This window comes from Desulfovibrio desulfuricans DSM 642, from assembly GCF_000420465.1.
GTDB lineage: Bacteria > Desulfobacterota > Desulfovibrionia > Desulfovibrionales > Desulfovibrionaceae > Desulfovibrio > Desulfovibrio desulfuricans.
Map to the genome: position 1 here is coordinate 270,499 of NZ_ATUZ01000015.1, position 22,766 is coordinate 293,264.

The window sequence follows — 22,766 nt, forward strand, 5'->3', positions numbered from 1 at the left end:
TCCTCATGATGCCGCAGTAAAAGCGCCCGCGCCGGAGACCGGCGCGGGCAGCGGCTTATTCCAGATCCCAAACCTGACCTTCGGGGGTGTCGCGTACGCTGACGCCCAGATCAAGAATTTCCTGCCGCAGCGAATCCGAGCGGGCAAAGTCCTTGCTGGCGCGGGCTTCCTGACGGGCGAGCATCAGTTCTTCCACTCGGGCCACGTCAATCTTGCCGCGTGTGGCGCGCTGGCAGCGCAAATCAGCCAGAAAAGCCTGCGGGGCCTGCCCAAAGAGGCCAAGGCGCTTGTCCCATTCCTGCGCGCGGGCAAGAAATTCCTGCAAGAGGTCGCGTCCGGCTTCGGCTGCGCGCAGGGCCTTGTCTTCCAGCAGCCGGTTCACAAGGCGCACCTGTGCAAATACCTGCCCAAGGGCCTGTGCCGTATTGATGTCGTCCTCAAGGGCGGCGTCAAAGGCCTTGGGCAGCGTGGCCCATTCCTCGGCCATTTCCTGCGGGAGGGGCGTTTTTTTCCACTTGTCGCGGGCAAGGGCCTTGCCCGCCTCGTGCAGGGCTGTGAACACGCGGTGCTGGGCTTTTTCCGCTTCGTCCATGCTGTCGGCGGTAAAGTCGATGGGGCTGCGGTAGTGCTTGCCCAGCAGGAAAAAGCGCAGGGTTTCAGGCAGATAGTTTTCAAGAATATCGCGGATGGTCTTGAAGTTGCCCAGGGATTTGGACATCTTTTCCGCATTTACCTGCACAAAGCCGTTATGCACCCAGTAGCGGGCCAGCGAGCAGGCGCAGGCGGCCTCGGACTGGGCAATCTCGTTCTCGTGATGCGGGAAGATAAGATCCTGCCCGCCGCCGTGAATGTCCAGCGGCAGATAGGGCTGGCTCATGGCCGAGCATTCGATATGCCAGCCGGGACGGCCCTTGCCCCAGGGGCTTTCCCAGAACGGTTCGCCGGGCTTGGCGGCTTTCCACAGGGCGAAATCCAGGGGATCTTCCTTTTCTTCGCCGGGCGCCACGCGGGCGCCGGAGAGCAGATCGTCCAGGCTGCGGCCAGAGAGTTTGCCGTAGGGTTCGTAAGCCCGCACTCGAAAATACACGTCCCCGGAGGGAGTGGCGTAGGCCTTGCCCGAATCAATAAGAGTGGAGCAGATGGCCTGAATCTGCGGGATAAAGTCGGTGGCGCGGGGTTCTTCATCGGCCCGCAGCACGCCCAGACGATCCATGTCTTCATGGAAGGCGGTTATGTAGGTCTGGGCAACCTCGCGCCAGTCGCGGCCTTCCTTGTTGGCGCGGTTGATGATCTTGTCGTCCACGTCCGTAAAATTGCGCACAAAGCGGACTTCAAGCCCTGTATGGCGCAACTGCCGCACGAGCACGTCAAAAACCAGGGCGGAACGCGCATGCCCGATATGGCAAAGATCATAGGCCGTTATGCCGCAAACATACATGTTTGCCTTGCCCGGATGAGCGGGAACAAATTCTTCCTTCTTACGGCCCAGGGTATTGTAGAGCAGCATGTATATCCCTTACCCGGCCTGACCGGGAAGATTGATCATGTCGATGCGGCGCTGGTGCCTGCCGCCTTCAAAGGAAGCGCCCAGAAATGCCTCCACAATGGCCTGTGCCAGTTCCACGCCGATGATGCGTGCGCCAAGGCAAAGCACATTGGCGTTGTTGTGCTGGCGCGACAGGCGCGCCTGAAGCTCTGTGGCGCACAGGGCCGCGCGGATGCCGGAGTGGCGGTTGGCGGCAATGGAAATGCCTATGCCTGTACCGCAAATGAGAATGCCTGTTCCCTGCTCCTTTTCCACTGCGGCGCAAAGCTTATGCGCCAGCACGGGGTAGTCGCAGCTTTCGGTGGAGTGGGTGCCGTCGTCCACCACGTTGATGCCCTTCTGGGCAAGAAACTGGACAAGGTGTTCTTTCAGCGCATAGCCAGCGTGGTCTGAGGCAATATGAATGGTCTGCATGTATACTCCTGCAAAGGTACGCACGGTGCGCCCGGACTGGCCGGACGCACCGCTAGAGCATTTAACACTTCTGTATTGGCGGTTAAGGCGGGTTGCCCCGATACCGGGCCGCAGCCGTCAGGCGCGGCCTGTCAGGCCCAAACTATTGCTGCTGCTTGAACTTGGCGAGCGGCAGCAGGGGTGCGTCATCAGGAAGGGTTAAGGCCATTTGCTCTTTTGTAAAGGGCTGGGAAACCTTTTCTCTTTCCTTGATAAGCACAATGGCGCGTTTACCGTTGCTGTGGGCAAGGTTCAGACGGCGGGGCAGAGGCCTGGGATCATCCGAATACAGGATTTCCATGCTCCAGCCCTTGCCGTTGGCCTGTTCCTGCCATTCCACGGGCAGCCCTTGCTCATTGATGATCAGGCGGCCACCGGGCTGGCCCTGAAGGTCGTACAGGGCCTTGCCGTCGGCAGAAAAGGCGGTTTTGTCAAACTGGTTGCCAAATACCGCCGTGTACCGGCCATTGAGCAGGTCGGCCAGATGCACAAGGTTGAAGGGAACCGGCACGCCAACCTGAAGCAGGGGCTTGGTAGCGCCCTGATAGAAGTAGGCCTTGTTTTCGCTGGGGCTGTACACAAGAAAATGCTGGCCGTCTTCAAGTATCTTGGCGACCGTTGTGCCCACGCCTGCCATAACGTCCAGTCGCAACTGGCGTTGGCTGTTGCCCCAGAACAGGGCCGTGACGCGTCGTGTATCGCCCTCTGTGCCAAAGCGCAGGCTCAGTTGCAGGCGATAGGGGTCAGACTTGTCGGCAGAGCTGACAGCCGCAAATTTTTGCCAGCGCTGTTCAAGCACTGCGAGGTTTTCGGGCGAGGTTTCCAGCACGGGCTGACGGGCGCAGGCGCACAGCAGCGCCAGACAACAAAAAATAACTAGTTTTTTCATAGATGTGAAAGCCGCTGCCGCAATGCTTCCGCATTGTCGGGTTTGAGTTCCATGGCCTTTTGATAGGCGGTGCGGGCTTCGTCCTTAAGGCCAGCCCGCGCGGCGATATCGCCGTAGTGCTCCCATATGGAGGCATCCGTATGCTCGTCCAGCGTAACGGCGCGGCGGATTTCCTTCAGGGCGTCATCGAGTTTTCCAGCCTTGAAATAGGCCCAGGCCAGCGAATCTACAATATAGGACTGGTTGGGGGCCAGATCGTTGGCCCGCACAAGAAGCGTCAGTGCGCGGTCAAGGTCGCGGTCTTCCTCGGCCAGGGTGTAGCCCACGTAGTTGAGGGCCTGATAATTGTCAGGATGCAGGGCCAGGAGTTTTTCCATAGTTTTGAAAGCGGCTTTTTTGTCGCCGGTTTCATCCTGAAGAGAGCCAAGCAGAAAGAACATTTCCGCATTGTTGGGCCAGCGCTTTATGGCATTCTGGGCAACGTCCAGGGCCTGTTTCATCTGCTTTTGCCGCGCAAGCAGGCGCACCTCGACCTCCACAAGCTCGGAGGAGTCGGGGTTGGCGCTTGTGGCCTTGCGCACGGCGTCAAGGGCCTCGGCGTCACGGCCAGCCTCTGCCAGCAACTGGATGCGCAGCAGCACGCCCCGCACGGCAGACTTGCTGGAAGCGGGGATTTTATCCAGCCAGGAGAACGCCATGTCCAGATCGCGGCGCTGGTCATATGCCAGCTCGGCCAGCAGCAGATACACATCGTGGGGCGCATCGCCCTGAGCCACTATCTGCTTGAGCAGGCTTTCCGCCTGCAAGAAGTGGCGCGAATCCATAAACATGCTGGCGACCGTCAGCTTGAAAGGCGTACTGTCCGGCCCCTGCTGCATGTACTTGAGCGCCCGTTCGGGCTGTCCCATGCGCAGCGAGATATTGATGAGCCTCAGCAGCACATCCTGCGATGAAAAATTGAGTTTGAGCAGCTTTTCGTAAACGCCGCGCGCGGCCTTGAGGTCGGGCTTTTGTTCATAAATGAACGCCAGTTCCGCCAGGGCCTCCACAAAATCGGGCGTATCCTTGATGGCGCGCTGCAGGTAGGCCACGGCCTCGCTGGGCCTGTCCATGCCAATGAGCGCCCGCGCGTGGTAATAATCCACCAGCGGGGTGCGCTGCTTGCCCGTAACGCTGTTGAGCAGCTTTTCGGCTTCGGGATACTGCTTGGTTTTGACCAGCAGCAGGGCCAGCTCCATGCGGGCATCTACGGAATCGGGGTGCTTTTTAAGGTATTCGCGCATGAGCTTGACGCCAAGCTCGGGTGAACCTTTTTCCATGAGGGCTTCGGCATAGAGCAGATTGAGCGAAATATCATCGGGCCAGACGCTCAAGGCCTGCTCCATGACCATAGCAGTATGGGGAGACTTGCGGCTGAGCAGCCACACGCCGCCTTCAAGCCAGATGTTGACGGGCATGTGCGCCTTGGCCAGCAGCGGGGATGCCGCAGCCAGGGCGTTGTCGTCCTCATTGTTCATAGCCTGCGCAAAAACAAGAAAGGCGTAGGTGTTGAGCGCATTGGGCGAAAGCTCTGCTTCAACCGGGCGCAGCGATACGCCCTTGAGGTCATGCTGCTGGGCCTTTGCTGTGGCTGAAGGCGCGGCAGATTCCGCAGCGGACGTATCCGATTTTTCAGCAGCCTGGTGCCTGGCACCGGAACAGCCGCCGCATCCCAGCAAGGAAAAAGAGGTGGCGGCAGTCAGGGCCAGGGCGCATAGCAGCGCAACGTGGTTACGTTTCATATCAGGATTGTATCCATGTGTCTGAAAAGTCTTTGATATCCACAGCCAGATGCTGCCGGATCTTTTCCAGCAACCGCGCTTCAAGCTGGCGGACTCGTTCCCGCGTGACGTTATACCGTTCGCCTATCTCGCGCAAGGTTACAGGCTCATCCGTGAGCAGGCGATTTTGCAGAATAAACAGCTCTTTTTCGTTCAGCTTGGGCAGTATGGTTTTGAGCTTGCTGCGCACCAGGCCGGCGATTTCGTCGCGCGCAAGGCTGTCTTCAATGCCGGGGCCGAGCGCGGGCAAAAAGTCCATGCGCGTTGCGCCGCCAGCATCCTCGCCCACGGGCACGTTCAGCGACATATCGGTGGACGCAAGGCGCTGATCCATCTCGTTGATCTGGTCTTCCGTAACGCCAAGGCGTTCGGAAAGCATGGCTGCATCGGGGTCAAAGCCCTGCATGATCAGCTTTTGACGCTCGCGGTTCAGATTGTAGAACAGCTTGCGCTGCACCTGGGTGGTGCCGATCTTGACCATGCGCCAGTTGTCCATGATGAACTTGAGTATGTAGGCCTTGATCCAGAACGATGCGTAGTACGAAAACTTGATTCCCTTGTCGGGGTCAAATTTGTTGACGGCGCGCATGAGGCCCACGTTGCCCTCCTGCACAAGGTCGAGCACGTTCTGCATCCATCTGCGCTGAAAGTCCATGGCAATGCGCACTACAAGCCGTAAGTGCGATGAAACCAGCCGAAATGCCGCGTCTGCATCGTTGTGGTCGCGCACACGCAGGGCAAGCTCGTGCTCTTCATCCGGCTTGAGCAGGGGAAAGCGGCTTACTTCGCGCAGGTAAAGGTGCAGGCTGTCGCGTGGCCCCACAGCAGGCAGGCGCGGTGTGGACGGCGCAGGCAGGCCCTCGTGGTCGGCATCAAGAACAAAGGGATCGATATCGTGATCGCTGGCGTCCAGCTCAACTTCCACCTCTTCTGGGGAATCAGCGAGCGCGTCGTCATCGTCCTGATCGTCAGATACGGAATCTGCTGGAACCTCGCGCACGGCGGAGCCATCCACATCAAGAATGCTCTGCTTGGCGGCCTTGCCTTCGGTCGAGCGGGAGCGCGCCTTGGCGGCAGCGCCACGGGTGCCGCCCCCGGCAGGGGCTGGCCGCTTGCGCGAAGGGGGAGCATCCAGAATTTCCACCTCAGGCGAGGAAATTTCGGTTTCTTCCGCTTTCTGCGCGCTGCGCGGTTTTTGGGGAGCTATCGGACTATCTTTTTTCATGATATTTATGTCTGAGCATCGCTGCCTGTAACGGGCCGCAATGTTTAATGCTATAGTTTTGGTTTGTTCTTTTCAGTGTTTTTCAGTAGTAAAAGGCCTGCCGGGTATAATGCGCGGCGCGGTTTTGCGGCTCCGGCGGCGTTCAGCCCCGGTGCGGCCCGCATGTTCCGGTTCGCAAAATCCTTACGGAAACAGCGGCCTCAAACAACGGAAGCCCCAGCATACAGGTATTGCAGGCGGAAGGCAAAGGTGCTCTTTGGCTTGCGGCGACTGTGCTGGGAACAGAGCGAGACGACGATGACATTTCGACAAGCCCTCGGCCTTGGCAGGCCTCTTTTGCTCGACGGTGCCATGGGTACCATGCTTCAGGCCTCGGGCATGCCCGCTGGCGCGACTCCCGAAGAATTTTGCATGGCAAACCCCGACACCCTGCGCGGCATTCACAAGGCCTATCTGGACGCGGGCGTTGATCTGCTGACATCGTGCACCTTTGGCGGCAATATTTACAAGCTGCCAAAAAGCCTGGACGTTTTTTCGTTCAACCGGCGCATGGTCGAAATTGCCAAAGAAGCCGGCGCACAGGCTGGCCGCCCTGTCTTTGTGGCGGGCAATGTGGGCCCCACGGGGCATTTTGCCAAGCCCCTCGGCCCAGTGGAACCGCGCGATCTTATCGCGGCCTTTGCCAATCAGATTCGCGGGCTTGTGGCGGGCGGGGCCGACCTCATATTTATTGAAACGCAATTCGATCTGGCCGAGGCCAGAGCCGCCGTGGCGGCTGCCCGGCAGGAATGCGACCTGCCCGTCATGGTTTCCATGACTTTTGAACAGGGCGTGAGCCTTACCGGCTCCACCCCCGCGATTTTTGCCGAAACCATGCAGAACATGGGCGTGGATGTGGTCGGCACCAACTGTAGCCTCGGCCCGGACCAGATGCTGCCCGTGGTGCAGGAACTGCTAGGCGTGTGCGAATGCCCGGTCATGGCCGAACCCAATGCCGGTTTGCCCGAACTGCGGGGCAACGAAACCGTGTTCCCTCTGGGGCCGGAAGATTTTGCGCAAAAAACCGCCCCCTTCGCCCACCTTGGCGCGCGCATACTTGGCGGCTGCTGCGGCACCACGCCCACGCATCTGGCGGCGCTTGCGCAGGCCTTGCGCGGTATGGACAGCGTCACGCCGCCCCCGGTATCGCGCAAGGGCATCTGCCTGACCAACCGCTCCCAGATGGTGCGAATCGCTGTGGGCCAGCCCCTGACCATCATTGGCGAACGCATCAACCCCACGGGCAAAAAGGCCCTCACGCAGGAGCTTCAGGCCGGAGCCTTTGACGTCGCCATGCAACTGGCCGATGCCCAGGTGGATGCCGGGGCCACAGTGCTTGATGTTAATGTGGGCGCGCCCCTGGTGGACGAAACGCAACTTTTGCCCGAACTGGTGCAGCGCCTTGTGGGGCGGCTGCCCCTGCCGCTCTCCATAGATTCTTCCAATGCCGATGCCATTGCCAACGCCTTGCCGTACTGTCCTGGTTCATTTCTGGTGAATTCCATCAGCGGCGAGACTGGGCGCATGGAAGCGCTCGGCCCCTTGTGCCGCGATTTTGGCGCGCCCTTTATTCTGCTGCCCCTCCAGGGGGCGCATCTGCCGGAAAAAGCCGCAGAGCGCATCAGCACGGTGGAGAGCCTGATCGAAAAGGCCGAGGGCATGGGTATTTCGCGGCGGCTGATGATGGTGGACATTCTGGCGCTGGCTGTATCCTCCAGCGCGGACAGCGCGCTCCAGTGCCTGGAGATGACGCGCTGGTGCGCTGCCAACGGCCTGCCCACAACACTTGGCCTTTCAAATCTTTCTTTTGGTCTGCCCGCGCGTGAACTGCTCAATTCCACGTTTCTTTCTCTGGCGGCGGGCGCAGGGCTTACATCGTGCATCGCCAACCCCTCTGCCCAGCGCCTGCGCGAGGCGGCAGACGCGCTCAAGGTGCTGTGCAACCACGATGCCCACACATCCTCATTTATAGCCTCCTATTCCGGCTGGAAGCCCGGCGAAGGCTCCATACAGGTGCGTCAGGGGGCCGGGGCGGCGGCCAAAACCCTTGCCGAGGCCGTGCTCAACGGCGACAAGGAAAATGTGCTGCCTTTGCTTACGGCAGAGCTTGACGCGGGTGCCGACCCCTTTACCCTTGTGCAGGAAACGCTCATTCCGGCTATTACGGAAGTGGGCGCGCGCTATGAGCGGCGGGAATATTTTTTGCCCCAGCTCATCCGCGCGGCAGAAACCATGCAGACCGCCTTTGCGCATCTCAAGCCTCTGCTGGAGGCCGGACGCGGCCCGGAAACGCGCCCTGTTGTGGTGATGGCCACGGTCGAAGGCGATATTCACGATATTGGCAAAAATATTGTTTCGCTGCTGCTCGGCAACCACGGTTTTGACGTTGTGGACGCGGGCAAGGACGTTCCGGCAGAAGCCATTGTTGCTTGCGCACTCAAGCACAACGCGCGTATCATCGGCTTGTCGGCATTGATGACCACCACCATGGTTCGCATGGAAGACACCATCAAAATCGTCAAGGAGCGCGCTTTGCCCATCAAGGTACTGGTGGGCGGGGCTGCCGTTACGCAGGCTTTTGCCGATGCCATCGGTGCAGATGCGTATTGCGCTGACGCCGTAGGTGCGGTAAAGGCCGCCAAGCAGTTTGTTTAGCCGCGCCCCGGCGCGGCCTTTGCACCTCATTCAAAACTTCGGGTAAACTATGAAGAAACTTATCCTGGCCTTATTGCTGTGTCTGGCTTTGCCGTGCTCGGCGCTGGCGGCCTCGTCATCGGTTCCTACCCTGAATTTGGCCGGGCTGACGGATATGCTTGCCAAAAACAAGGGCAAGGTCATCATGCTCAATTTTTTCGCCACATGGTGCCCTCCGTGCCGCGTTGAAATCCCCGAGCTTGTGAACGTTCGCAAAAAGTACGCGGAAAAAGACGTGCTTATCGTGAGCATCTCCCTTGATGAAGACTCCAAGGTTGTGCCCCCCTTTGTGGAAAAGATGAAGATGACATACCCCGTCTTTGTCGCTGACCGCGAAGTGGCGCGGGCGTTCAAGATTTCGCAGATTCCTCACAATGCCTTCTACAGCAAGGATGGTCAGCTCATTCTGTCTGAACCCGGCATGGCGGACGCCGAAATGGTCGAGATGGTCTTTAAAAAGTTGCTGGAACAGAAATAATGGAAAATACCCTTGTGGTGCGCAAAGCCCACATGGACGATGTAAAGTCCATGCATGGGCTTTTGCTGCAATGCGCCCAGAAAGGGCTTTTGCTGCCCCGCGCGCTGATCCATCTTTATGGGCATGTGCGCAATTTTATGGTTGCAGAAAATACTGCTGGCGAGATAGTGGGCTGCTGCGCCCTTGCCCCTGTGTGGGAAGATCTGGCCGAAATATGCTCGCTTGTGGTGCGTGAAGATGCCCGTCGCCTGGGAACGGGCCGGGATCTTGTCAACGCCTGCCTTAGCGAATGCCGCGACCTGCATATTCAGAAAGTGTTTGCGCTTACATACCAGGAGGCATTTTTCGCCCGCCTGGGTTTCAGGGTTGTGGACAAGGATGTTTTGCCGCAAAAAATCTGGGCCGACTGCGTGCACTGCGCCAAGTACCCCAACTGCGACGAAACAGCCGTTTATTTTGAACTGGATTCCGCTGCAAAGGACGTAGGAGAGGTGCATGTCCAAGGCTAACGACATCAAGGTAAAAGAACTGAAACCGGTATTCACGCCGGAACAGATTGCAGCCCGGATCCAGGAACTGGCCGCAGAGATCAACGCCGAGTACGGTGATGAGCCGATGGTGGCAGTGTGTGTGCTCAAGGGTGGCTTCATGTTTTTTAGCGATCTGGTTCGATTTTTGCATAACAAAAATCTGGAACTGGATTTTGTCCGTTTGTCCAGTTATGGCAAAGGGTCTGCCAGTTCCAAGCATGTGATCTTCAGCAAAGATGTGGAGATTGACATTTGCGGCAAGCATGTGCTGATTGTTGAAGATATCGTGGACAGCGGGCACAGCATGCGTTTTCTGCTCGGGCAGTTTGCGGCGCGCAAGGCGCGCAGTCTGCGTCTGGCTGCTCTGGTGGACAAGGATGAACGCCGGGAAGTTGACGTTAAGGTCGATTTTGCGGGCTTCAAGCTGAACCAGGGGTTCATTGTGGGCTATGGCCTGGACTACGCCGAACATTACCGTATGTTGCCCGGCGTGTTTGAAGTGATTCCCGAATAGGCTTTTCCCGGCTCCGGCAGCCGGTAGGTTTGGAGTAATGGCATGGAAATAAAGTGTCCCAATTGCGGTAGCCGCTTCAATTTGCCGGATCAGCTTGCCAAGCCGGGCGTCAAGCTGCGTTGCTCGGTCTGCAAGACGGTTTTCACCTATGAGCCGGAAGTTCCCCTGGCCGAACAGGGGCCGCTGCCGGAAATGCCCATCAAAAAGAAGCTGCCACTGGTCAAACTGGCGCTGATTTTTGTGCTGGTGCTGGCCTGTGCAGGCGGCGGCTGGTATTATTACTCGCTCAAGAGTGCTGCCAAGCAGCCCAATGAGCAGGAAATTGCCAAGCAGGTTGAACTGCTGACCATGCGCAACGTGCGGCAGTATTATGTTGATAATGAAAAAGTGGGCAAGGTTTTTGTGGTAGAGGGCAGGGTGGTTAACGAGTTCCCGCAGCCAAAGGAACTCATTACCATTGAAGCCGCCATCTATGACAAGGACAAGAAAGCCCTGGCTGTCAAAAAACAGCTCGGCGGTGTGCAGCTTTCACTTTTTCAGCTCCAGGTGCTGAGTGAGAAGGAAATGGAATCCTTCCTCAACAACAAGGTTGAGATTCTCACCAACAACACCAATGTGCCGCGCGGCGGCGAAGTGCCGTTTATGGTGCTGTTTTACGCGCCGCCCGAAGGCGTGGCCGAGTTTGGCGTGAGGATCGTTGACGCCAGGGATGTGTCTGAGCAGGGCGGCTCCGGTACGGGCAACCCAGCAGAGCAGCCCAAATAACTGTTCTGACGCAAAACGCCGCTTGTTTTCGAGCGGCGTTTTGTTATTGTGCCAGCCGCAGGGCCGCATAAGCGGTTTGCCCTCCGCGGTGCCAATAGCTGCGGCGGGCTGTATTGCGGCCTGCGGAATGTTGGGTCAGCCGTCTGCTGCTGACCGGGCAAAAGGCGAATGTGCGCGAAAGGCCGGTTTTGTTGTGGAAGCCGCCTTTCGTTTTTGGCGACAAGAGGATTGGCCGGCCGCATACCGGATTTTGTGCAACAGGGCGACTCTGGCGGGGAGTGGCCGCATAGCCAAATTGCTGCAAATGAAAAACGAAACACCAGAATTGAAAAGAGCCTTGAAAAACAGGCATGTACAGCTCATTGCCCTGGGCGGAGCCATTGGCACCGGCTTGTTCCTTGGCTCGGCCGGCACCATCCAGATGGCTGGCCCAGCTGTTCTGATCAGCTACGCGCTTGGCGGCTTCATTGCCTTCATGATCATGCGCCAGCTTGGCGAAATGATGGCGCAAGAACCCGTTGCCGGATCTTTCAGCAATCTTGCACACAAGTACTGGGGCGATTTTCCCGGTCTGCTCTCTGGCTGGAACTATTGGATTTTGTACGTTCTGGTGGGCATGTCCGAGCTGTCGGCTGTTGCCGTATATGTGCAATACTGGTTTCCCAGCATCCAGCCATGGCAGACCACGGCCTTTTTCTTCCTGCTGATCACCGGCGTGAACCTTTGCCATGTGAGCCTTTTTGGCGAAATGGAATTCTGGTTTGCCTCCATCAAGATTGTGGCCATCGTGTCCATGATTCTGCTGGGGTCTTTTTTGTTGTTCAGCGGTCACGCTGGCCCTGACGCAGCGGTGAGCAACCTCTGGGCGCACGGCGGCTTTTTGCCGCATGGCTGGGAAGGCGTGTTTACCGCACTGGCAGTTGTGGCCTTTTCGTTCGGCGGGCTTGAGCTTGTGGGCATTGCCGCTGCGGAAACCGACAATCCGCGTGTGACCATCCCCAAGGCTGTGAACCAGATCATCTACCGCATTCTTATTTTTTACATTGGCGCACTGCTTGTGCTGCTGACCCTGCACCCCTGGAGCCAGCTTGGCGCGCCCGTGGACAAGAGCCACTGGGCCCAAGCCATGGTAGCCAGCCCCTTTGTGCAGATTTTTGACCTCATCGGCATTCCTTTTGCCGCGCATGTGCTGAACTTTGTGGTGCTCACGGCGGCCCTTTCCGTCTACAATGGCTGCGTTTACTGCAACAGCCGCATGCTGTTTGGTCTGGCGCTTCAGGGCAACGCCCCCAAGGCCTTCGGTACGGTCAGCGCTCGCGGCGTGCCGGTGTACGCCCTGCTGATTTCGTCTCTTGCCACGCTGATCTGCGTAATCATCAACTACGCCATGCCCGGCAAGGCCCTTGGCCTGCTCATGTCGCTTGTTGTTGCCGCTCTGGTCATTAACTGGGCCATGATCAGCCTGACGCACCTCAAGTTCCGCGCTGCCATGGTTCGGGCTGGCGAAGTCATTCATTTCAAGTCCCTTTGGCATCCTTTCACCAACTACCTGTGCCTGCTGGTCATGGCCATGGTTCTCACAGTGCTCGTGGTTATTGGTGAAAGCCTTGCGGTAATGCTTGCCCCCATCTGGATTGCCTTTGTATGGCTGGGCTACAAGCTGAAAAAGCAGAGCAAGCATCTGCCTCCCAGCATGGGCAAATAACGCTGTAGCCGCGTTTTCAGGCTGTAAAGGCCCGCTTGGCGTGCGCGTCCCTTTGGGGACGGCATGACCAAGCGGGCCTTGTTTTTTGTGGTGTGATACTCTTGTTGAGGGCAAGGGATTTCTGCCATTGCCAGCCACGCAAATTGGGCAGCGGATGGCAAGGTGTTGAAAATTTTTTTTGGCACAAGCAGAAATATGGAATCGTGGCTTGCGGTGTGCTGCGACAAAATCCATAATCGCGGCATTGCGCCTGTGCTTGTCTGTCTGTCTTCAGGCCCGGTGTGCGGCTGGGAATATTTATGCCTGCAAGACTGTTAGGAAAATTCGATAGCAGAAGGGGCAGAATCAGCCTGTGATGGGCTGGTAAACGGCAGGAGCGGGCAAATGCGAACAGGAAAAGCCGCAAGCTGCGGTTTTCACAAGTGGCGTAGCCGGAAAGCGCTTGTCTAGACTTGCCTTCGAGGAGCGGCTATTGTCTTGCAACAGGTGAACGCCATGAAAAAACGTAAAGCAACAACAAAAAAAGGTTCGCGGTTGAACCGCGAACCTGAATTTTCTGGTGGGCCATCAGGGACTCGAACCCCGAACCAACTGATTAAGAGTCAGCTGCTCTACCAATTGAGCTAATGACCCGCATTGCGTGAAAAGGTGTTTACGCTCATGCGGCCCTGCCTGTCAAGCAATTTGAAAAAAATCAGCTAAAAAGAGACAATGCATTGAAATATGACAAACTGGCCGTAGCTTCCGCCATGCCGCTTGGCCCGGTCTGGCGAGCGCTGTGCACAGGCCTCGTTGTGCTGTGCGCCGCTGTTTTTTTGAGTTTTGGGGCACGGGCCGAGGATCTGCAACCAAGGCTTGAAACTGCCTGGGACAGGCAAAACCTGATTGCTGCGCTGCACATTGTTATCCCTGCAGAATTTCACGCCTACGGGCACGAACCGGGCGAGGCGGGCAGACCCACCACTGTGGCTTTTTCTGTGGCAGGGAGCCGGGCCTTGCCCGTGTATTACCCCGATGGAGCAGTACAGCGGGATTATTACGATCCTGCGGCCACTGTGAACGTGTACGAAGGCAACGTGACCTTCTACATCCCCTTGCCGTCCGATGCCGCAGGAAAGCCCTTTGTGGCTGATTTGAGCATGCTTTTGTGCTCCAGCAGCAAGTGCATGCCCGTCAATGAACAAGTGACGGGCGTGGTTGCGCGCGAATCCGCGCCCCTCAGCGGCATGCCCTGGCGCATACAGTGGCAGGAATTGCAGCGTCGTGCGCCTGCGGCGCCGCCAGCGGCTCAGGCGGAAGAGGAAGGCAGCGATGATCTTGCGGGCGATACGTGGGCCAGAGAGCCAGCGCAGGCCACCAACGGAGCATTGGCTGATGAAAGCATTGAAAAGCTGCCGCCGCCGGATGGTTTTGACGTGCGCCTTTCTCCGCGTTTTCTTGATGATTCCATGGAAATTTCCGGCCTGGGCAAGGCCCTGCTGTTTGGCATACTCGCGGGCCTGCTGCTCAACGCCATGCCCTGTGTGCTGCCAGTGCTTACCTTCAAGGTCAGCGGGCTGCTCATGGTTGGCGGGCGTGATGCCTCAGGCCTCAAGCGCTTTCGGCAGCACAACCTCTGTTTTGCGGCCGGGGTCATGACGCTGTTCAGCGCGCTGGCCCTTGTGCTGGGGCTCGCAGACCTCATGTGGGGCCAGCTTTATCAAAATCAGGCTGTGCTCATGGTCATGCTGCTGGTGGTCTTTCTGATGGGGCTGTCCACCCTTGGCGTGTTCAGCCTGCCGGTTATTGACCTCAAGACCGGGGCCAACAGCAAAAATCCCTGCTTGCAAGCATATTTTACGGGTCTTGTTTCGACCTTTCTGGCGACGCCGTGCAGCGGCCCGCTGCTGGGCGGCGTGCTGGGCTGGGCTTTTACCCAGCCGCTCATCATTGTTGTTGTGGTCTTTTGGGCTGTGGGGCTTGGCATGGCCCTGCCGTACATCATGTTTTGCATCTGGCCCGATCTGGCGCGTATTTTGCCAAAACCCGGCGCATGGATGCACGTATTTGAGCGCATAGTGGGCTTTATGCTCATGGGTACGGCCCTTTACCTGCTTTCCGTGCTGCCTGTTGAGCGGCACATGCAGGTGCTCACCGTGCTGCTGGTGCTTTCGCTCTGCGCCTGGCTGTGGGGGCAGTATTGCGGCATAACCGCGCCGCCCCTGAGGCGCAAGATCATGGGTGTGCTGGGCGTGGGTCTGCTGGTGGCATCTGTTTTCTGGGTGCTGCGCCCTGTTGCGCCCCTGCCGCAATGGCGGCAATTCACGCCGGAGGCTTTTGAGGCCAACCTTGGCAAAAAGCCCATGCTGCTTGAATTTACCGCCAACTGGTGCCCCAACTGCAAATTTATGGAAGCCACAGTGCTGACGGACGAGCGCATGCGCAAGCTTCAGGCCCGGTACGGCATGGAACTCGTCCGCGTGGATCTGACCAACGCCAATGCCTATGCGGTGCGCCTGCTTGACGCTCTGGGCAGCAAAAGTATTCCGCTTACAGCCATTTTCCCCGCCGGGGATGAAGCCGGGCAGCCGCTTGTGCTGCGCGATGTATATAGCGCCCGGACACTTGAGCAGGCCCTGAGCGAAACTTATGAAAAATAATGGCCTTTTTCGTAGATTGCCCTATGGTTCTTTACTGCCCTGCCGATATTGTCTAATGTGTGACCATACAGCAGTGCTTGAAATGGAAAAGAGGTTTACGGCCCAAGGGTTGTCCCTCATGTAATTTTTCTGCACACGACTGCGGCCTACTTGCGACAAGGGAGCAGACATGGATCTGAGTCAAAAAAAACAGGAAGACGAACTTCTGCAACTGGTGACGTTCAGCATCGGTGAAGAAGAGTTCGGGGTGAACATCCTGAAAGTTCAGGAGATCATCCGCACCATGGAAATCACCAAGGTGCCCCGTGCTCCGGAATTTGTGGAAGGCGTCATCAATCTGCGCGGCAAGGTGATCCCCATCATTGACCTGCGTCGGCGTTTTGGTCTTGCACCCAAGGGGCATGACAAAAACACGCGGATTATCGTCATTGAAATCAACAACATCATCGTGGGCTTTGTTGTCGATGCCGTCTCCGAGGTATTGCGCATACCCGCAAGCACGGTGGAACCGCCGCCGCCAGTTGTTGCCGGGGTGGACTCGGACTACATCAGCGGCGTGGGCAAGTTGCAGGATCGCCTGCTTATCATGCTTGATCTTGATAAGCTGCTTTCTGGCGACGACCTGGAGATGTTGACGTCCGTGTAGCCCGTAGCCCGGCATCTGGTGTTGCCGTTGCCAGCAGATTTGAGCGAAGACGGTATGCCGGCATCGGATTTCTCTGGTTGCGCCCGCCGCGCGGGGTATGACCGCCTTGCAGCCGCTTGCTTGCGGTGTGCTGGCAGCATGCCGGAGTTCACACTACAGATGCCGAAAGGGTATTTAAGACAGGCCGGGCTATGCCCGGCCTGTCTGCGTTATGCGCGGGCAACAAGACTGAAAAGACAAATTGTCAGCTCACCGATATTTACGCTAAGTTCCGCGTATGCTCAGTTGGAGTATTCTGCTGTATGCTCTGCGGGAAAGCGGTGGTCAGTTTGCAGCAGCGGCGACTGATTTTTGAATCCAGATATATTCCACCCGGCGAGCCCCCAATCCAGGCTGTAGGCTTCATACCCCAGCTGGTTGAGGATCATTGCGCCAACATTTGAATAGTGGCCAATGTAGCATGCGACCACAATTTTTTTGTCGCGGGGCAGCTGTAGCAGCTGTTGATCGCCGTCAATAAATATTTTTGCGGGCAAGCTTGCTGCACCGGGTATGTGCGCATAGGCATAGTCCTCTGGAGATTGCATACTGACGAGCAGGGCATCGTCCTTCATTGCTGCCAATTCTTCGTGGCTAATGCTTACAGGCCGCCTTTGGCTGGCGTACTCGCGTGTTTTTTGCAAAATGCTGTCGCTGTCACTCTGCCTGGATGCTTTGGAGGTTTGCGGGGGCACCAATGGCAAGGGGGTTGCAGTGTTTGCAAGGGGCAGTTTGCGTCCCTCAGGAAAAGCCCCCGTACCCGCAAATTCCTTGTTCCAGCCAGCCATCCCAAGTAACAGTGTTCTGGCATCATAGCCCAGCTCGCGCAGAAAGGTGGTCATCTGGCAACTCTGCTGTCCGTTGGGGTCGGTAACAACAATTATTTTGTCACGGGGCAGAAGGTTGAGGGCAGAATCGGGATGTGCGTAATCCAGTTTGAGCAGATTCGCACCGGGGATATGGCCTCTGGCAAATTCATGGGGGCTCTGCAGGCTGATAATGAAATATGAAGCATCCTTTGCCGTAATTATTTTTTGCAGCTCTGCTGCTGTAATCGAGTGTTTGTCAGCGAGGGCCCGGCGACTTATCCGCAATATCTGTTCCTGCTCTGTTTCTTCAGAAGCACAGGCCTGTGTGGCGTGATCAAAAGCAAGTAGCATGGCAATTCCTATTATTGAAACGTTAAACAGCCACATATTGTTCCCCTTTATGAATTGATAATTTCTTGTCTTATGGATTCAAGCCTGGTGCGCAGCCGCAGTACCGCATAGTGCTTGCGTGAAATAAGGGTGTTAACTGGCACACCAGTTTCGCTGGAAATGCTGTTGTACGATTCGCCCCGTAACTCTGTGCGCACAAAAATATTGCGCTGCTCTTCAGGGAGGTCTGTCAGAGCGGATTCAAATTCTTCCCAAAACAGATTTTTCAGTACCTGGTCTTCTGGGCGAGCGTCATCTAACAGCAAAAGTTCCAGTGGGTTGCCAGAAAATTCCTCCTGATCTTGTGGGCCGCAGTCTCCCGCAGAAATTGTTTTTTTCTTTTTCAGCAGATCAATGCTTGCGTTACGGGCCACATGGTAAAGCCATGCGAGCATTTCATCCTGCGGAAGCAATAATTGATCTGCTTTCACCAGCTTATAGAATGCAGTTTGAATGACATCTTCCACATCATTCTGCGGCAGCTTTTTTTGCAGAAAAGTTTTCAGGTGCTGATAGCATTTTCTGAAAATTTCCTTGGGGATGGATTTTGGCAGGTGTGCCATGCTGGTTCCTATTTTTGTTCACCGTCACGATTGGTGCAAGGAAACCTGCCATGGTGTGAGCGGATGCGTTCAATACATTGAGCGCGCTGTTCCGGAGACATGGAATGCCAGTTTTCCAGTATTGCCTGCCGCTCTTTGCGTGCCACGAAGTGGCCCATATCTTTAAGGATGCCAAACCCGCCAAACAAAAGGCGTGAAAGAACAAGCAGCCCCACTGCCTGAGCAATGGAAAGTGTAGGAAGATTGAAAAGTTCGGGGATTAGAGCATTCCACAGCAACATGGTAGCCACGCCAAAAACAACTATGGCAACGGCAAGTTTAACTAAAAATTTCATCATGGTGTTCATAGGGGCTCCGTAAGGGGTATGTGTTTCTCACTTCCTTTAACGATTTGAAAAAGAGAATATTGTGTCTGCGCAAAATATTGTTTTATGAAAATTAATTTTTCAATTAAACAAGAATGTTATTAGTAAAAAAGTTGTGTCCGTTTTTAGGGGGTACACGGGCAGAACGATTGCAAGGCACAAAAAAGCGCCAGGCAACCTACAAAAATGTCGGGTGCTGGCCTTGAACGGGCGACTATAGCTGCTTTGATTTATCTACGCTGCGGCCACATATTTTGGGCATAGCACAGCCAGGATGTGTCTGTTGGGAAACGGGGGTAATTAGGAGTGAGTGTGGTGTGCCTGTTGAGCAGCACAGTAACACGGCAGGCAGGAGCCTGCGGAAAGAATGAGGACGCAAACAGGGGGAGTGCCGAAAGGGTACAGCTAAAGCCGTTTGCTCAATGGCGAACTGGCACATGGAGTGCCAGTATGACAGCTAGAGCGCAAAACGGCAGTACACAGTAAGGCAGGTTGTGGCTGGTGTAATGCTTCAAATTTAGACAAGTCAGCTAGGGTGTATTCTTGCCATGCCAGACTTGGCGGGAATCGGCAGGATATTACTTGCCCAGCGGCTGCTGCCGTACCCGGCGGCTCGACCGCAGAAACAGCTCTTCCACAATGACCTTTTCATAATCAGGGGCCAAGGCAAGGTCTGTGTGCAAGGCATTGCACAACATGCTTTCAAGTTGCTGGGTTTCTTCCCAGATTTCGAGCAGTTCGTCATCCGCCATTGTTTTGACACGTTCTGCAAAAGGCTGTTCATCAATGAAGGGAATACATGAACCCATTGTGTTCTCCTACTGCGCGGCGCGCATGAATTCGCTAACGCATTGCTGCGCCAGCAGCGTTTGCGCCATCTGGGCGCAACCCTGTGATCCGGGGTGCAGCCCATCGCTCAGATCGTCCATATAGACGGAATTGGTTATCAAAAGCTCATGCACCTGCGCAAACGGAATGCCGCGCTGGTCGCACAGCATTTGTTGCAGCTTGCAGAGTTGCGCGATGCGGGCGTTCGCTTCCGCTGCCGCAACGGGCGGCGGGCTGATCACCAGTGTGGGGGCGGTTGCTGCCGCTTCTTCCAGCACGGGGTGCAGCAGTGATGCCGTCAATGCCGGGTCTGCGGGCTGGCCGCCGCCTGGGGCGGCCATATCCACCACGCCCACGCAAAAAACAAGGTGCGGCTTCATGCCCGGGATAAGCCTGTTTTCCAGCTCCTGACGCCAGCGTGCGGCAATGTCAGCCGTGCCGTGCCGCCGCGCGCCCAGATTATAAAAGGTGGCGCGCGGTATGGGGCAAAGCCCCGTTTTGTGTGCAAGCACTGCCAGCCTGCTTACCCACCCGCCCGGCATGAGGCAATCATTAACGCCTTGCGTCAGCGAATCGCCAAAAAAGAACCAGGCTGGTGTCGTATGCGGCATATGGTTACTCTGGATAGGATTGATCGTCCGCAAATATCTGCGCTGTTTTAAGCAAGCCTATGCGCTGGCGCAGAATTTCGGGTGTTCCCAGGGTTTCAAGCACTGCCATGCAGAAAACCAGAGGAGACAGATAACTATTACTCCAGTCTGCCGTAAATGTCACGGCCTCCACCTGGCCCGCTTCATTGGTCCCTGTTGACCAGCCGCGCAACATCAGTCGGATATTTGCCGTGCGCGGGCCTTTCTTGGTATCGCGCGTGAACATGCGCTCAGGCAGCTCTGCAAATTCGGCAAAGCAGCGGGCTGCCGCAGCAGTTTCTTCCTGAGTGGGCATGCGCAGGGTAAAGGCTTCGGCAACGGCCTGTTCTGTGCGGCGGCTTTTTTCCACAGGCTCCACACGCAGCACGTTCATGCCGGGGGGCAGCAAGGGGGCCAGGCGCGCGGCGACTTCTTCCGGCGGCAGATTTTTGTGCAGGGTAAGGGCAAACCACTCCGCCTGGCTTTCCACGCCCACGGGCAGCGCGCGGCCAAAGGAAAGCAAGGGCATGGGGTGGAAACCCTGCGAAAATGCCAGGGGCATGGCAGCCCTGCGCAGAGCGCGGTCAAGCACGGCCTGCAATTCAAGTTGGCTCAGATATGCGCTGCCCCCGGCCTTGCTGTGCCACAGGCGGTATTGGGCCGCCTTGATGGTCAGCTCCGCCGTGATCTTGGGCGGGCGGCTGGTTTGCGGGCGGCACACAAGGCGGCCTTCCTCGTCCAGGGTGGGCGCGTGGGCCATCTGGTCGCGCTGCGGCAAAATAAGCCTGTTGCGGTGCAGGGGCTGGCCGGGTTCGTCCGAGTCTGACGGGGCGGATGCGTGTTGCATGCGCGAAGGGCCTGCCTTGGTGTCGCATGCGCCGCACTGGCGGCATGCGCCGTAACGGCAATCATCGGTAATTTTTTCCGTCAGGGCGCGTTCGCGTTCACGCAGCAGAAATTCCTCGGAGATGCCAGCTTCAAGGTGGCTCCAGGGCAGGGCCGCGCCGGGTTCGCGCGGGCCGGTGCATTCCTGCGCGCTGATACCGCACTCTTCAAGGGCTTCAAGCCAGGGCGGCAGAGAAAAATGTTCCATCCAGCTCGTAAACACTGCTCCCTTGCGGTAGGCCTTTTCCACCACATCGGCCATACGGCGGTCTGCACGCGACAAAACGCCCTCAAGGTGGCTCATGGCGGGTTCGTGCCAGCGCAGCTTGAGGAACTTTTGCCCCTTGAACTGCGTCCGCACCAGATTGACGCGGCGCTGGATTTCATCCTGCCCGATCTGCGGCACCCACTGGAAGGGCGTGAAGGGTTTGGGAACAAAGGGCGAAAGCGCGGCTGTTACCTGTAAGCGGGGGTTGCCGCGACCAGCGGCATCGCGAACCTTGCGGCAGATATCCGCAATGGCCGAAAGGTCTTCATCCGTTTCTGTGGGCAGGCCGATCATGAAATAGAGCTTTACAAGCCGCCAGCCGTGTTCGACCAGTTTCTGCGCGTGCAGCAGCAGACCTTCTTCGGTAACGCCCTTGTTGATAACATCGCGCAGGCGCTGGCTGCCAGCCTCGGGGGCGAGCGTCACGCCAGTGCGGCGCAGATCGGCCATGCGCTCGATGATTTCGTCGTCAATGGAGCCAACACGCAGCGAGGGCAGGGAGAGGCTGATCTGTTCGCGGGCGCAGCGGTCAAGCACGCCGAAGCTCAGGGTCTTCAAGGCGGAAAAATCGCCCGTGCTCAGAGATAGAAAAGAAATTTCGTCAAAGCCCGTTTCGTTCAGGCATTTGCTCAGGAGTTCATTGATATTGTCGAGCGAGCGCTCGCGCACGGGGCGGTAAACCATGCCCGCATGGCAAAAACGGCAGCCGCGCGTACAGCCGCGCGCGATTTCGAGCGAGAGTCGATTGTGCACCGCGCCCACGGGCACAACCTGCCGCGTGGGGTAGGCCGCATTGTTGAGGTCGGCCACAATGCGCCGGGTGGGGCGCTGGTAGTCATCGCGCAGAGGCTTGAGCGGGAATACGGGAGCGCCTGCGGCGTCAAATTCCTGCTGAAAAAGGGACGGCACGTATACGCCGGGAATGGTGCGCGATTGCAGCAGCATTTCATCGCGGGTCCAGCCCTGATCCAGAGCTTTTTCGAGCATGCGCAGCACGTCCGGCAGGCTTTCCTCGCCATCGCCGAGCACCATGATGTCCACAAAGGGGGTCAGCGGTTCCGCACTCAGCAGCGCGCCGCCGCCAGCAATAACCAGGGGGCATTGGGTGAGGCTTTGCGGCCTGTCTGCCGTGCGCAGCGGGATGCCCGCCAGATCAAGCATGTAGAGCACATTGGTGTAGCAAAGCTCGTGCGTAATGGAAAAGCTCAGGCAGTGCATGCTGCCCAGGGGCGTGTCTGATTCCAGCGTGGCCAGCGGCGTATTGTGGGCGCGCAGAATTTCTGCGGCTTCCTTTTCAGGCGCCATGACGCGCTCTGCCCACCAGCGCGGTTCGCTGTTAACGATATTATAAAGAATTTTTTGTCCAAGGTAGGACATGCCCACATCATAGGTATCGGGAAAGGCCAGAGCCACGCGCAGGCGTACGTCTTCGGGGTTCTTACGGCAGGCGTTGTCCTCAATGCCCGCATAGCGGCTGGGTTTGGGCAATAGGGGCAGCAGTGGGCGCATGTCTATCCTTGTGTGGGTTGGAGAAAAGGCGAAGGGTGCAAAAAGGGCGGCGTTTTGCGCCGCCCCAAGAGTGATGGCAAACCCCGTTTCTCGGGTATTGCGCCGTCAGAGTCGGCAAAGCCGCCGGGCGCAAAGGGGTTTGCTGCAAGAGTTCTTTTTGTAATTACTTGATAAGGCCGCTGCCGGAACCGCCAAAGGGTTCGGAGCTGAACTGCATCTTGCCGAGGCCGCCGGCCACGGTCAGATTGGTGCAGGCTTCGATGTACTTGTCCTGCAGTTCCTTGGGGGTGTTGGCATAGCGGTAGAGGAAATTTTTTCCCTCAATGCTGCCCGTAAAATCAGGTTCAAAGGGATAGCCGTAGGGCAACAGCACCATCTGCACACCCTGCTGGGTGGGGACAGTCTGAAGGGTGGCCACCTCGTTAAGGCAGTCCTTGTCGGCGTCATACTTGCCGATGATCAGTTCGCCCGTCACCAGCTTCATCAAACGGATATCATAAGCCATGCTCAACTCCTCGGTAGTCGTTGGTTTTACCTA

Annotated in this window: 21 protein-coding genes and 1 tRNA gene; 8 read left to right on the forward strand and 14 right to left on the reverse strand. The window is 57.2% G+C overall.

The annotated features are described in order from the left end of the window. Positions 1-55: 55 nt before the first annotated feature. From cysS to G449_RS0111030, 5 genes are all read right to left on the reverse strand, one after another. On the reverse strand, positions 56-1,507 hold the full coding sequence (cysS, locus tag G449_RS0111010; protein ID WP_022659369.1) for a cysteine--tRNA ligase: 1,452 nt from the start codon (positions 1,505-1,507) through the stop codon (positions 56-58). A gap of 9 nt (positions 1,508-1,516) precedes the next feature. Continuing rightward, positions 1,517-1,960 (reverse strand): ribose 5-phosphate isomerase B, encoded by a 444-nt coding sequence (gene rpiB / locus G449_RS0111015; RefSeq protein ID WP_022659370.1) that lies wholly within the window; start codon positions 1,958-1,960, stop codon positions 1,517-1,519. Positions 1,961-2,102: 142 nt separating this feature from the next. Continuing rightward, the gene (locus tag G449_RS0111020; protein ID WP_022659371.1) at positions 2,103-2,888 is read right to left on the reverse strand and encodes a LolA-like protein; all 786 of its coding nucleotides are present in this window, start codon (positions 2,886-2,888) and stop codon (positions 2,103-2,105) included. Next, entirely contained in the window at positions 2,885-4,669 is a 1,785-nt protein-coding gene (locus G449_RS0111025; protein WP_022659372.1) for a tetratricopeptide repeat protein, read from the reverse strand. Before G449_RS0111025 ends, G449_RS0111020 begins: the two co-directional genes overlap by 4 nt. 1 nt (position 4,670) lies before the next feature. Further along, the gene (locus G449_RS0111030; protein ID WP_022659374.1) at positions 4,671-5,933 is read right to left on the reverse strand and encodes a sigma-70 family RNA polymerase sigma factor; all 1,263 of its coding nucleotides are present in this window, start codon (positions 5,931-5,933) and stop codon (positions 4,671-4,673) included. 297 nt (positions 5,934-6,230) lie between these two features. Here G449_RS0111030 and G449_RS0111035 point away from each other — a divergent pair, with 297 nt between their 5' ends. The 5 genes from G449_RS0111035 to G449_RS16885 are packed head-to-tail and all read left to right on the forward strand — an operon-like array spanning position 6,231 to position 10,953. Continuing rightward, complete coding sequence (locus G449_RS0111035; RefSeq protein WP_022659375.1) at positions 6,231-8,627, forward strand: homocysteine S-methyltransferase family protein; 2,397 nt, start codon at positions 6,231-6,233, stop codon at positions 8,625-8,627. Positions 8,628-8,676: 49 nt separating this feature from the next. Further along, positions 8,677-9,144, forward strand: a complete 468-nt coding sequence (locus G449_RS0111040; protein ID WP_022659376.1) for a TlpA family protein disulfide reductase — start codon at positions 8,677-8,679, stop codon at positions 9,142-9,144. Continuing rightward, positions 9,144-9,653 carry an N-acetyltransferase gene (locus G449_RS0111045; protein ID WP_022659377.1) on the forward strand — a complete coding sequence of 170 codons (510 nt, stop codon included), beginning with the start codon at positions 9,144-9,146 and terminating at the stop codon, positions 9,651-9,653. The genes G449_RS0111040 and G449_RS0111045 overlap by 1 nt, the downstream gene beginning before the upstream one ends. Further along, on the forward strand, positions 9,640-10,188 hold the full coding sequence (hpt, locus tag G449_RS0111050; protein WP_022659378.1) for a hypoxanthine phosphoribosyltransferase: 549 nt from the start codon (positions 9,640-9,642) through the stop codon (positions 10,186-10,188). The genes G449_RS0111045 and hpt overlap by 14 nt, the downstream gene beginning before the upstream one ends. A 42-nt stretch (positions 10,189-10,230) precedes the next feature. Next, positions 10,231-10,953: a zinc-ribbon and DUF3426 domain-containing protein gene (locus G449_RS16885; protein WP_022659379.1), complete on the forward strand. Its 723-nt coding sequence runs from the start codon at positions 10,231-10,233 to the stop codon at positions 10,951-10,953. A 43-nt stretch (positions 10,954-10,996) separates the two neighbouring features. Here the strand turns inward: G449_RS16885 and G449_RS18550 are convergent, their stop codons facing one another. After that, positions 10,997-11,305: a hypothetical protein gene (locus tag G449_RS18550; protein WP_169421555.1), complete on the reverse strand. Its 309-nt coding sequence runs from the start codon at positions 11,303-11,305 to the stop codon at positions 10,997-10,999. Here G449_RS18550 and G449_RS0111060 point away from each other — a divergent pair. After that, on the forward strand, positions 11,291-12,658 hold the full coding sequence (locus G449_RS0111060; protein WP_245170851.1) for an amino acid permease: 1,368 nt from the start codon (positions 11,291-11,293) through the stop codon (positions 12,656-12,658). The two genes, G449_RS18550 and G449_RS0111060, sit on opposite strands and share 15 nt — an antisense overlap. A 557-nt stretch (positions 12,659-13,215) precedes the next feature. Here G449_RS0111060 and G449_RS0111070 read toward each other — a convergent pair. Continuing rightward, positions 13,216-13,291: transfer RNA gene (locus tag G449_RS0111070), tRNA-Lys, on the reverse strand. Positions 13,292-13,374: 83 nt separating this feature from the next. Between G449_RS0111070 and G449_RS16890 the strand changes: the two genes are divergently transcribed. Both G449_RS16890 and G449_RS0111080 read left to right on the forward strand, forming a co-directional pair. Next, a complete protein-coding gene (locus G449_RS16890) occupies positions 13,375-15,297 on the forward strand; it encodes a protein-disulfide reductase DsbD family protein (protein WP_022659382.1) in 1,923 nt (640 codons plus the stop codon). A 169-nt stretch (positions 15,298-15,466) separates the two neighbouring features. After that, positions 15,467-15,943: a chemotaxis protein CheW gene (locus G449_RS0111080; protein WP_022659383.1), complete on the forward strand. Its 477-nt coding sequence runs from the start codon at positions 15,467-15,469 to the stop codon at positions 15,941-15,943. Positions 15,944-16,224: 281 nt separating this feature from the next. On the opposite strand, the gene G449_RS0111085 is transcribed toward G449_RS0111080, so the two are convergent. The 7 genes from G449_RS0111085 to G449_RS0111120 form a co-directional block, all read right to left on the reverse strand. Beyond that, positions 16,225-17,142, reverse strand: coding sequence for a rhodanese-like domain-containing protein (locus G449_RS0111085; RefSeq protein ID WP_159060469.1), 918 nt, complete (start codon positions 17,140-17,142; stop codon positions 16,225-16,227). A gap of 47 nt (positions 17,143-17,189) precedes the next feature. After that, positions 17,190-17,744 carry an RNA polymerase sigma factor gene (locus G449_RS0111090; protein ID WP_022659386.1) on the reverse strand — a complete coding sequence of 185 codons (555 nt, stop codon included), beginning with the start codon at positions 17,742-17,744 and terminating at the stop codon, positions 17,190-17,192. Between the two features lie 8 nt (positions 17,745-17,752). Beyond that, positions 17,753-18,091: a hypothetical protein gene (locus G449_RS16895; RefSeq protein ID WP_022659387.1), complete on the reverse strand. Its 339-nt coding sequence runs from the start codon at positions 18,089-18,091 to the stop codon at positions 17,753-17,755. Between the two features lie 596 nt (positions 18,092-18,687). After that, entirely contained in the window at positions 18,688-18,918 is a 231-nt protein-coding gene (locus G449_RS0111100) for a hypothetical protein (protein ID WP_022659388.1), read from the reverse strand. A 9-nt stretch (positions 18,919-18,927) separates the two neighbouring features. Then, the gene (locus tag G449_RS0111105) at positions 18,928-19,548 is read right to left on the reverse strand and encodes a GDSL-type esterase/lipase family protein (RefSeq protein WP_022659389.1); all 621 of its coding nucleotides are present in this window, start codon (positions 19,546-19,548) and stop codon (positions 18,928-18,930) included. 4 nt (positions 19,549-19,552) lie between these two features. Then, positions 19,553-22,228, reverse strand: a complete 2,676-nt coding sequence (locus G449_RS0111110; protein WP_022659390.1) for a TIGR03960 family B12-binding radical SAM protein — start codon at positions 22,226-22,228, stop codon at positions 19,553-19,555. 163 nt (positions 22,229-22,391) lie between these two features. Further along, positions 22,392-22,733 carry a hypothetical protein gene (locus G449_RS0111120; protein ID WP_022659393.1) on the reverse strand — a complete coding sequence of 114 codons (342 nt, stop codon included), beginning with the start codon at positions 22,731-22,733 and terminating at the stop codon, positions 22,392-22,394. Between the last annotated feature and the right edge of the window lie 33 nt (positions 22,734-22,766).

Bases quoted from the DNA above. Each gene is read 5' to 3' on its own strand.
- G449_RS0111020 (WP_022659371.1), bottom strand. From the start codon at position 2,888: ATGAAAAAACTAGTTATTTTTTGTTGTCTGGCGCTGCTGTGCGCCTGC.
- cysS (WP_022659369.1), bottom strand. From the start codon at position 1,507: ATGCTGCTCTACAATACCCTGGGCCGTAAGAAGGAAGAATTTGTTCCC.
- G449_RS18550 (WP_169421555.1), bottom strand. From the start codon at position 11,305: ATGCCTGTTTTTCAAGGCTCTTTTCAATTCTGGTGTTTCGTTTTTCAT.
- G449_RS0111090 (WP_022659386.1), bottom strand. From the start codon at position 17,744: ATGGCACACCTGCCAAAATCCATCCCCAAGGAAATTTTCAGAAAATGC.
- G449_RS0111085 (WP_159060469.1), bottom strand. From the start codon at position 17,142: ATGCTACTTGCTTTTGATCACGCCACACAGGCCTGTGCTTCTGAAGAA.
- G449_RS0111105 (WP_022659389.1), bottom strand. From the start codon at position 19,548: ATGCCGCATACGACACCAGCCTGGTTCTTTTTTGGCGATTCGCTGACG.
- G449_RS0111110 (WP_022659390.1), bottom strand. From the start codon at position 22,228: ATGCGCCCACTGCTGCCCCTATTGCCCAAACCCAGCCGCTATGCGGGC.
- G449_RS0111030 (WP_022659374.1), bottom strand. From the start codon at position 5,933: ATGAAAAAAGATAGTCCGATAGCTCCCCAAAAACCGCGCAGCGCGCAG.
- G449_RS0111045 (WP_022659377.1), top strand. From the start codon at position 9,144: ATGGAAAATACCCTTGTGGTGCGCAAAGCCCACATGGACGATGTAAAG.
- G449_RS0111100 (WP_022659388.1), bottom strand. From the start codon at position 18,918: ATGGGTTCATGTATTCCCTTCATTGATGAACAGCCTTTTGCAGAACGT.
- G449_RS16895 (WP_022659387.1), bottom strand. From the start codon at position 18,091: ATGAACACCATGATGAAATTTTTAGTTAAACTTGCCGTTGCCATAGTT.
- G449_RS0111080 (WP_022659383.1), top strand. From the start codon at position 15,467: ATGGATCTGAGTCAAAAAAAACAGGAAGACGAACTTCTGCAACTGGTG.
- hpt (WP_022659378.1), top strand. From the start codon at position 9,640: ATGTCCAAGGCTAACGACATCAAGGTAAAAGAACTGAAACCGGTATTC.
- G449_RS16885 (WP_022659379.1), top strand. From the start codon at position 10,231: ATGGAAATAAAGTGTCCCAATTGCGGTAGCCGCTTCAATTTGCCGGAT.
- rpiB (WP_022659370.1), bottom strand. From the start codon at position 1,960: ATGCAGACCATTCATATTGCCTCAGACCACGCTGGCTATGCGCTGAAA.
- G449_RS0111040 (WP_022659376.1), top strand. From the start codon at position 8,677: ATGAAGAAACTTATCCTGGCCTTATTGCTGTGTCTGGCTTTGCCGTGC.
- G449_RS0111025 (WP_022659372.1), bottom strand. From the start codon at position 4,669: ATGAAACGTAACCACGTTGCGCTGCTATGCGCCCTGGCCCTGACTGCC.
- G449_RS0111035 (WP_022659375.1), top strand. From the start codon at position 6,231: ATGACATTTCGACAAGCCCTCGGCCTTGGCAGGCCTCTTTTGCTCGAC.
- G449_RS0111120 (WP_022659393.1), bottom strand. From the start codon at position 22,733: ATGGCTTATGATATCCGTTTGATGAAGCTGGTGACGGGCGAACTGATC.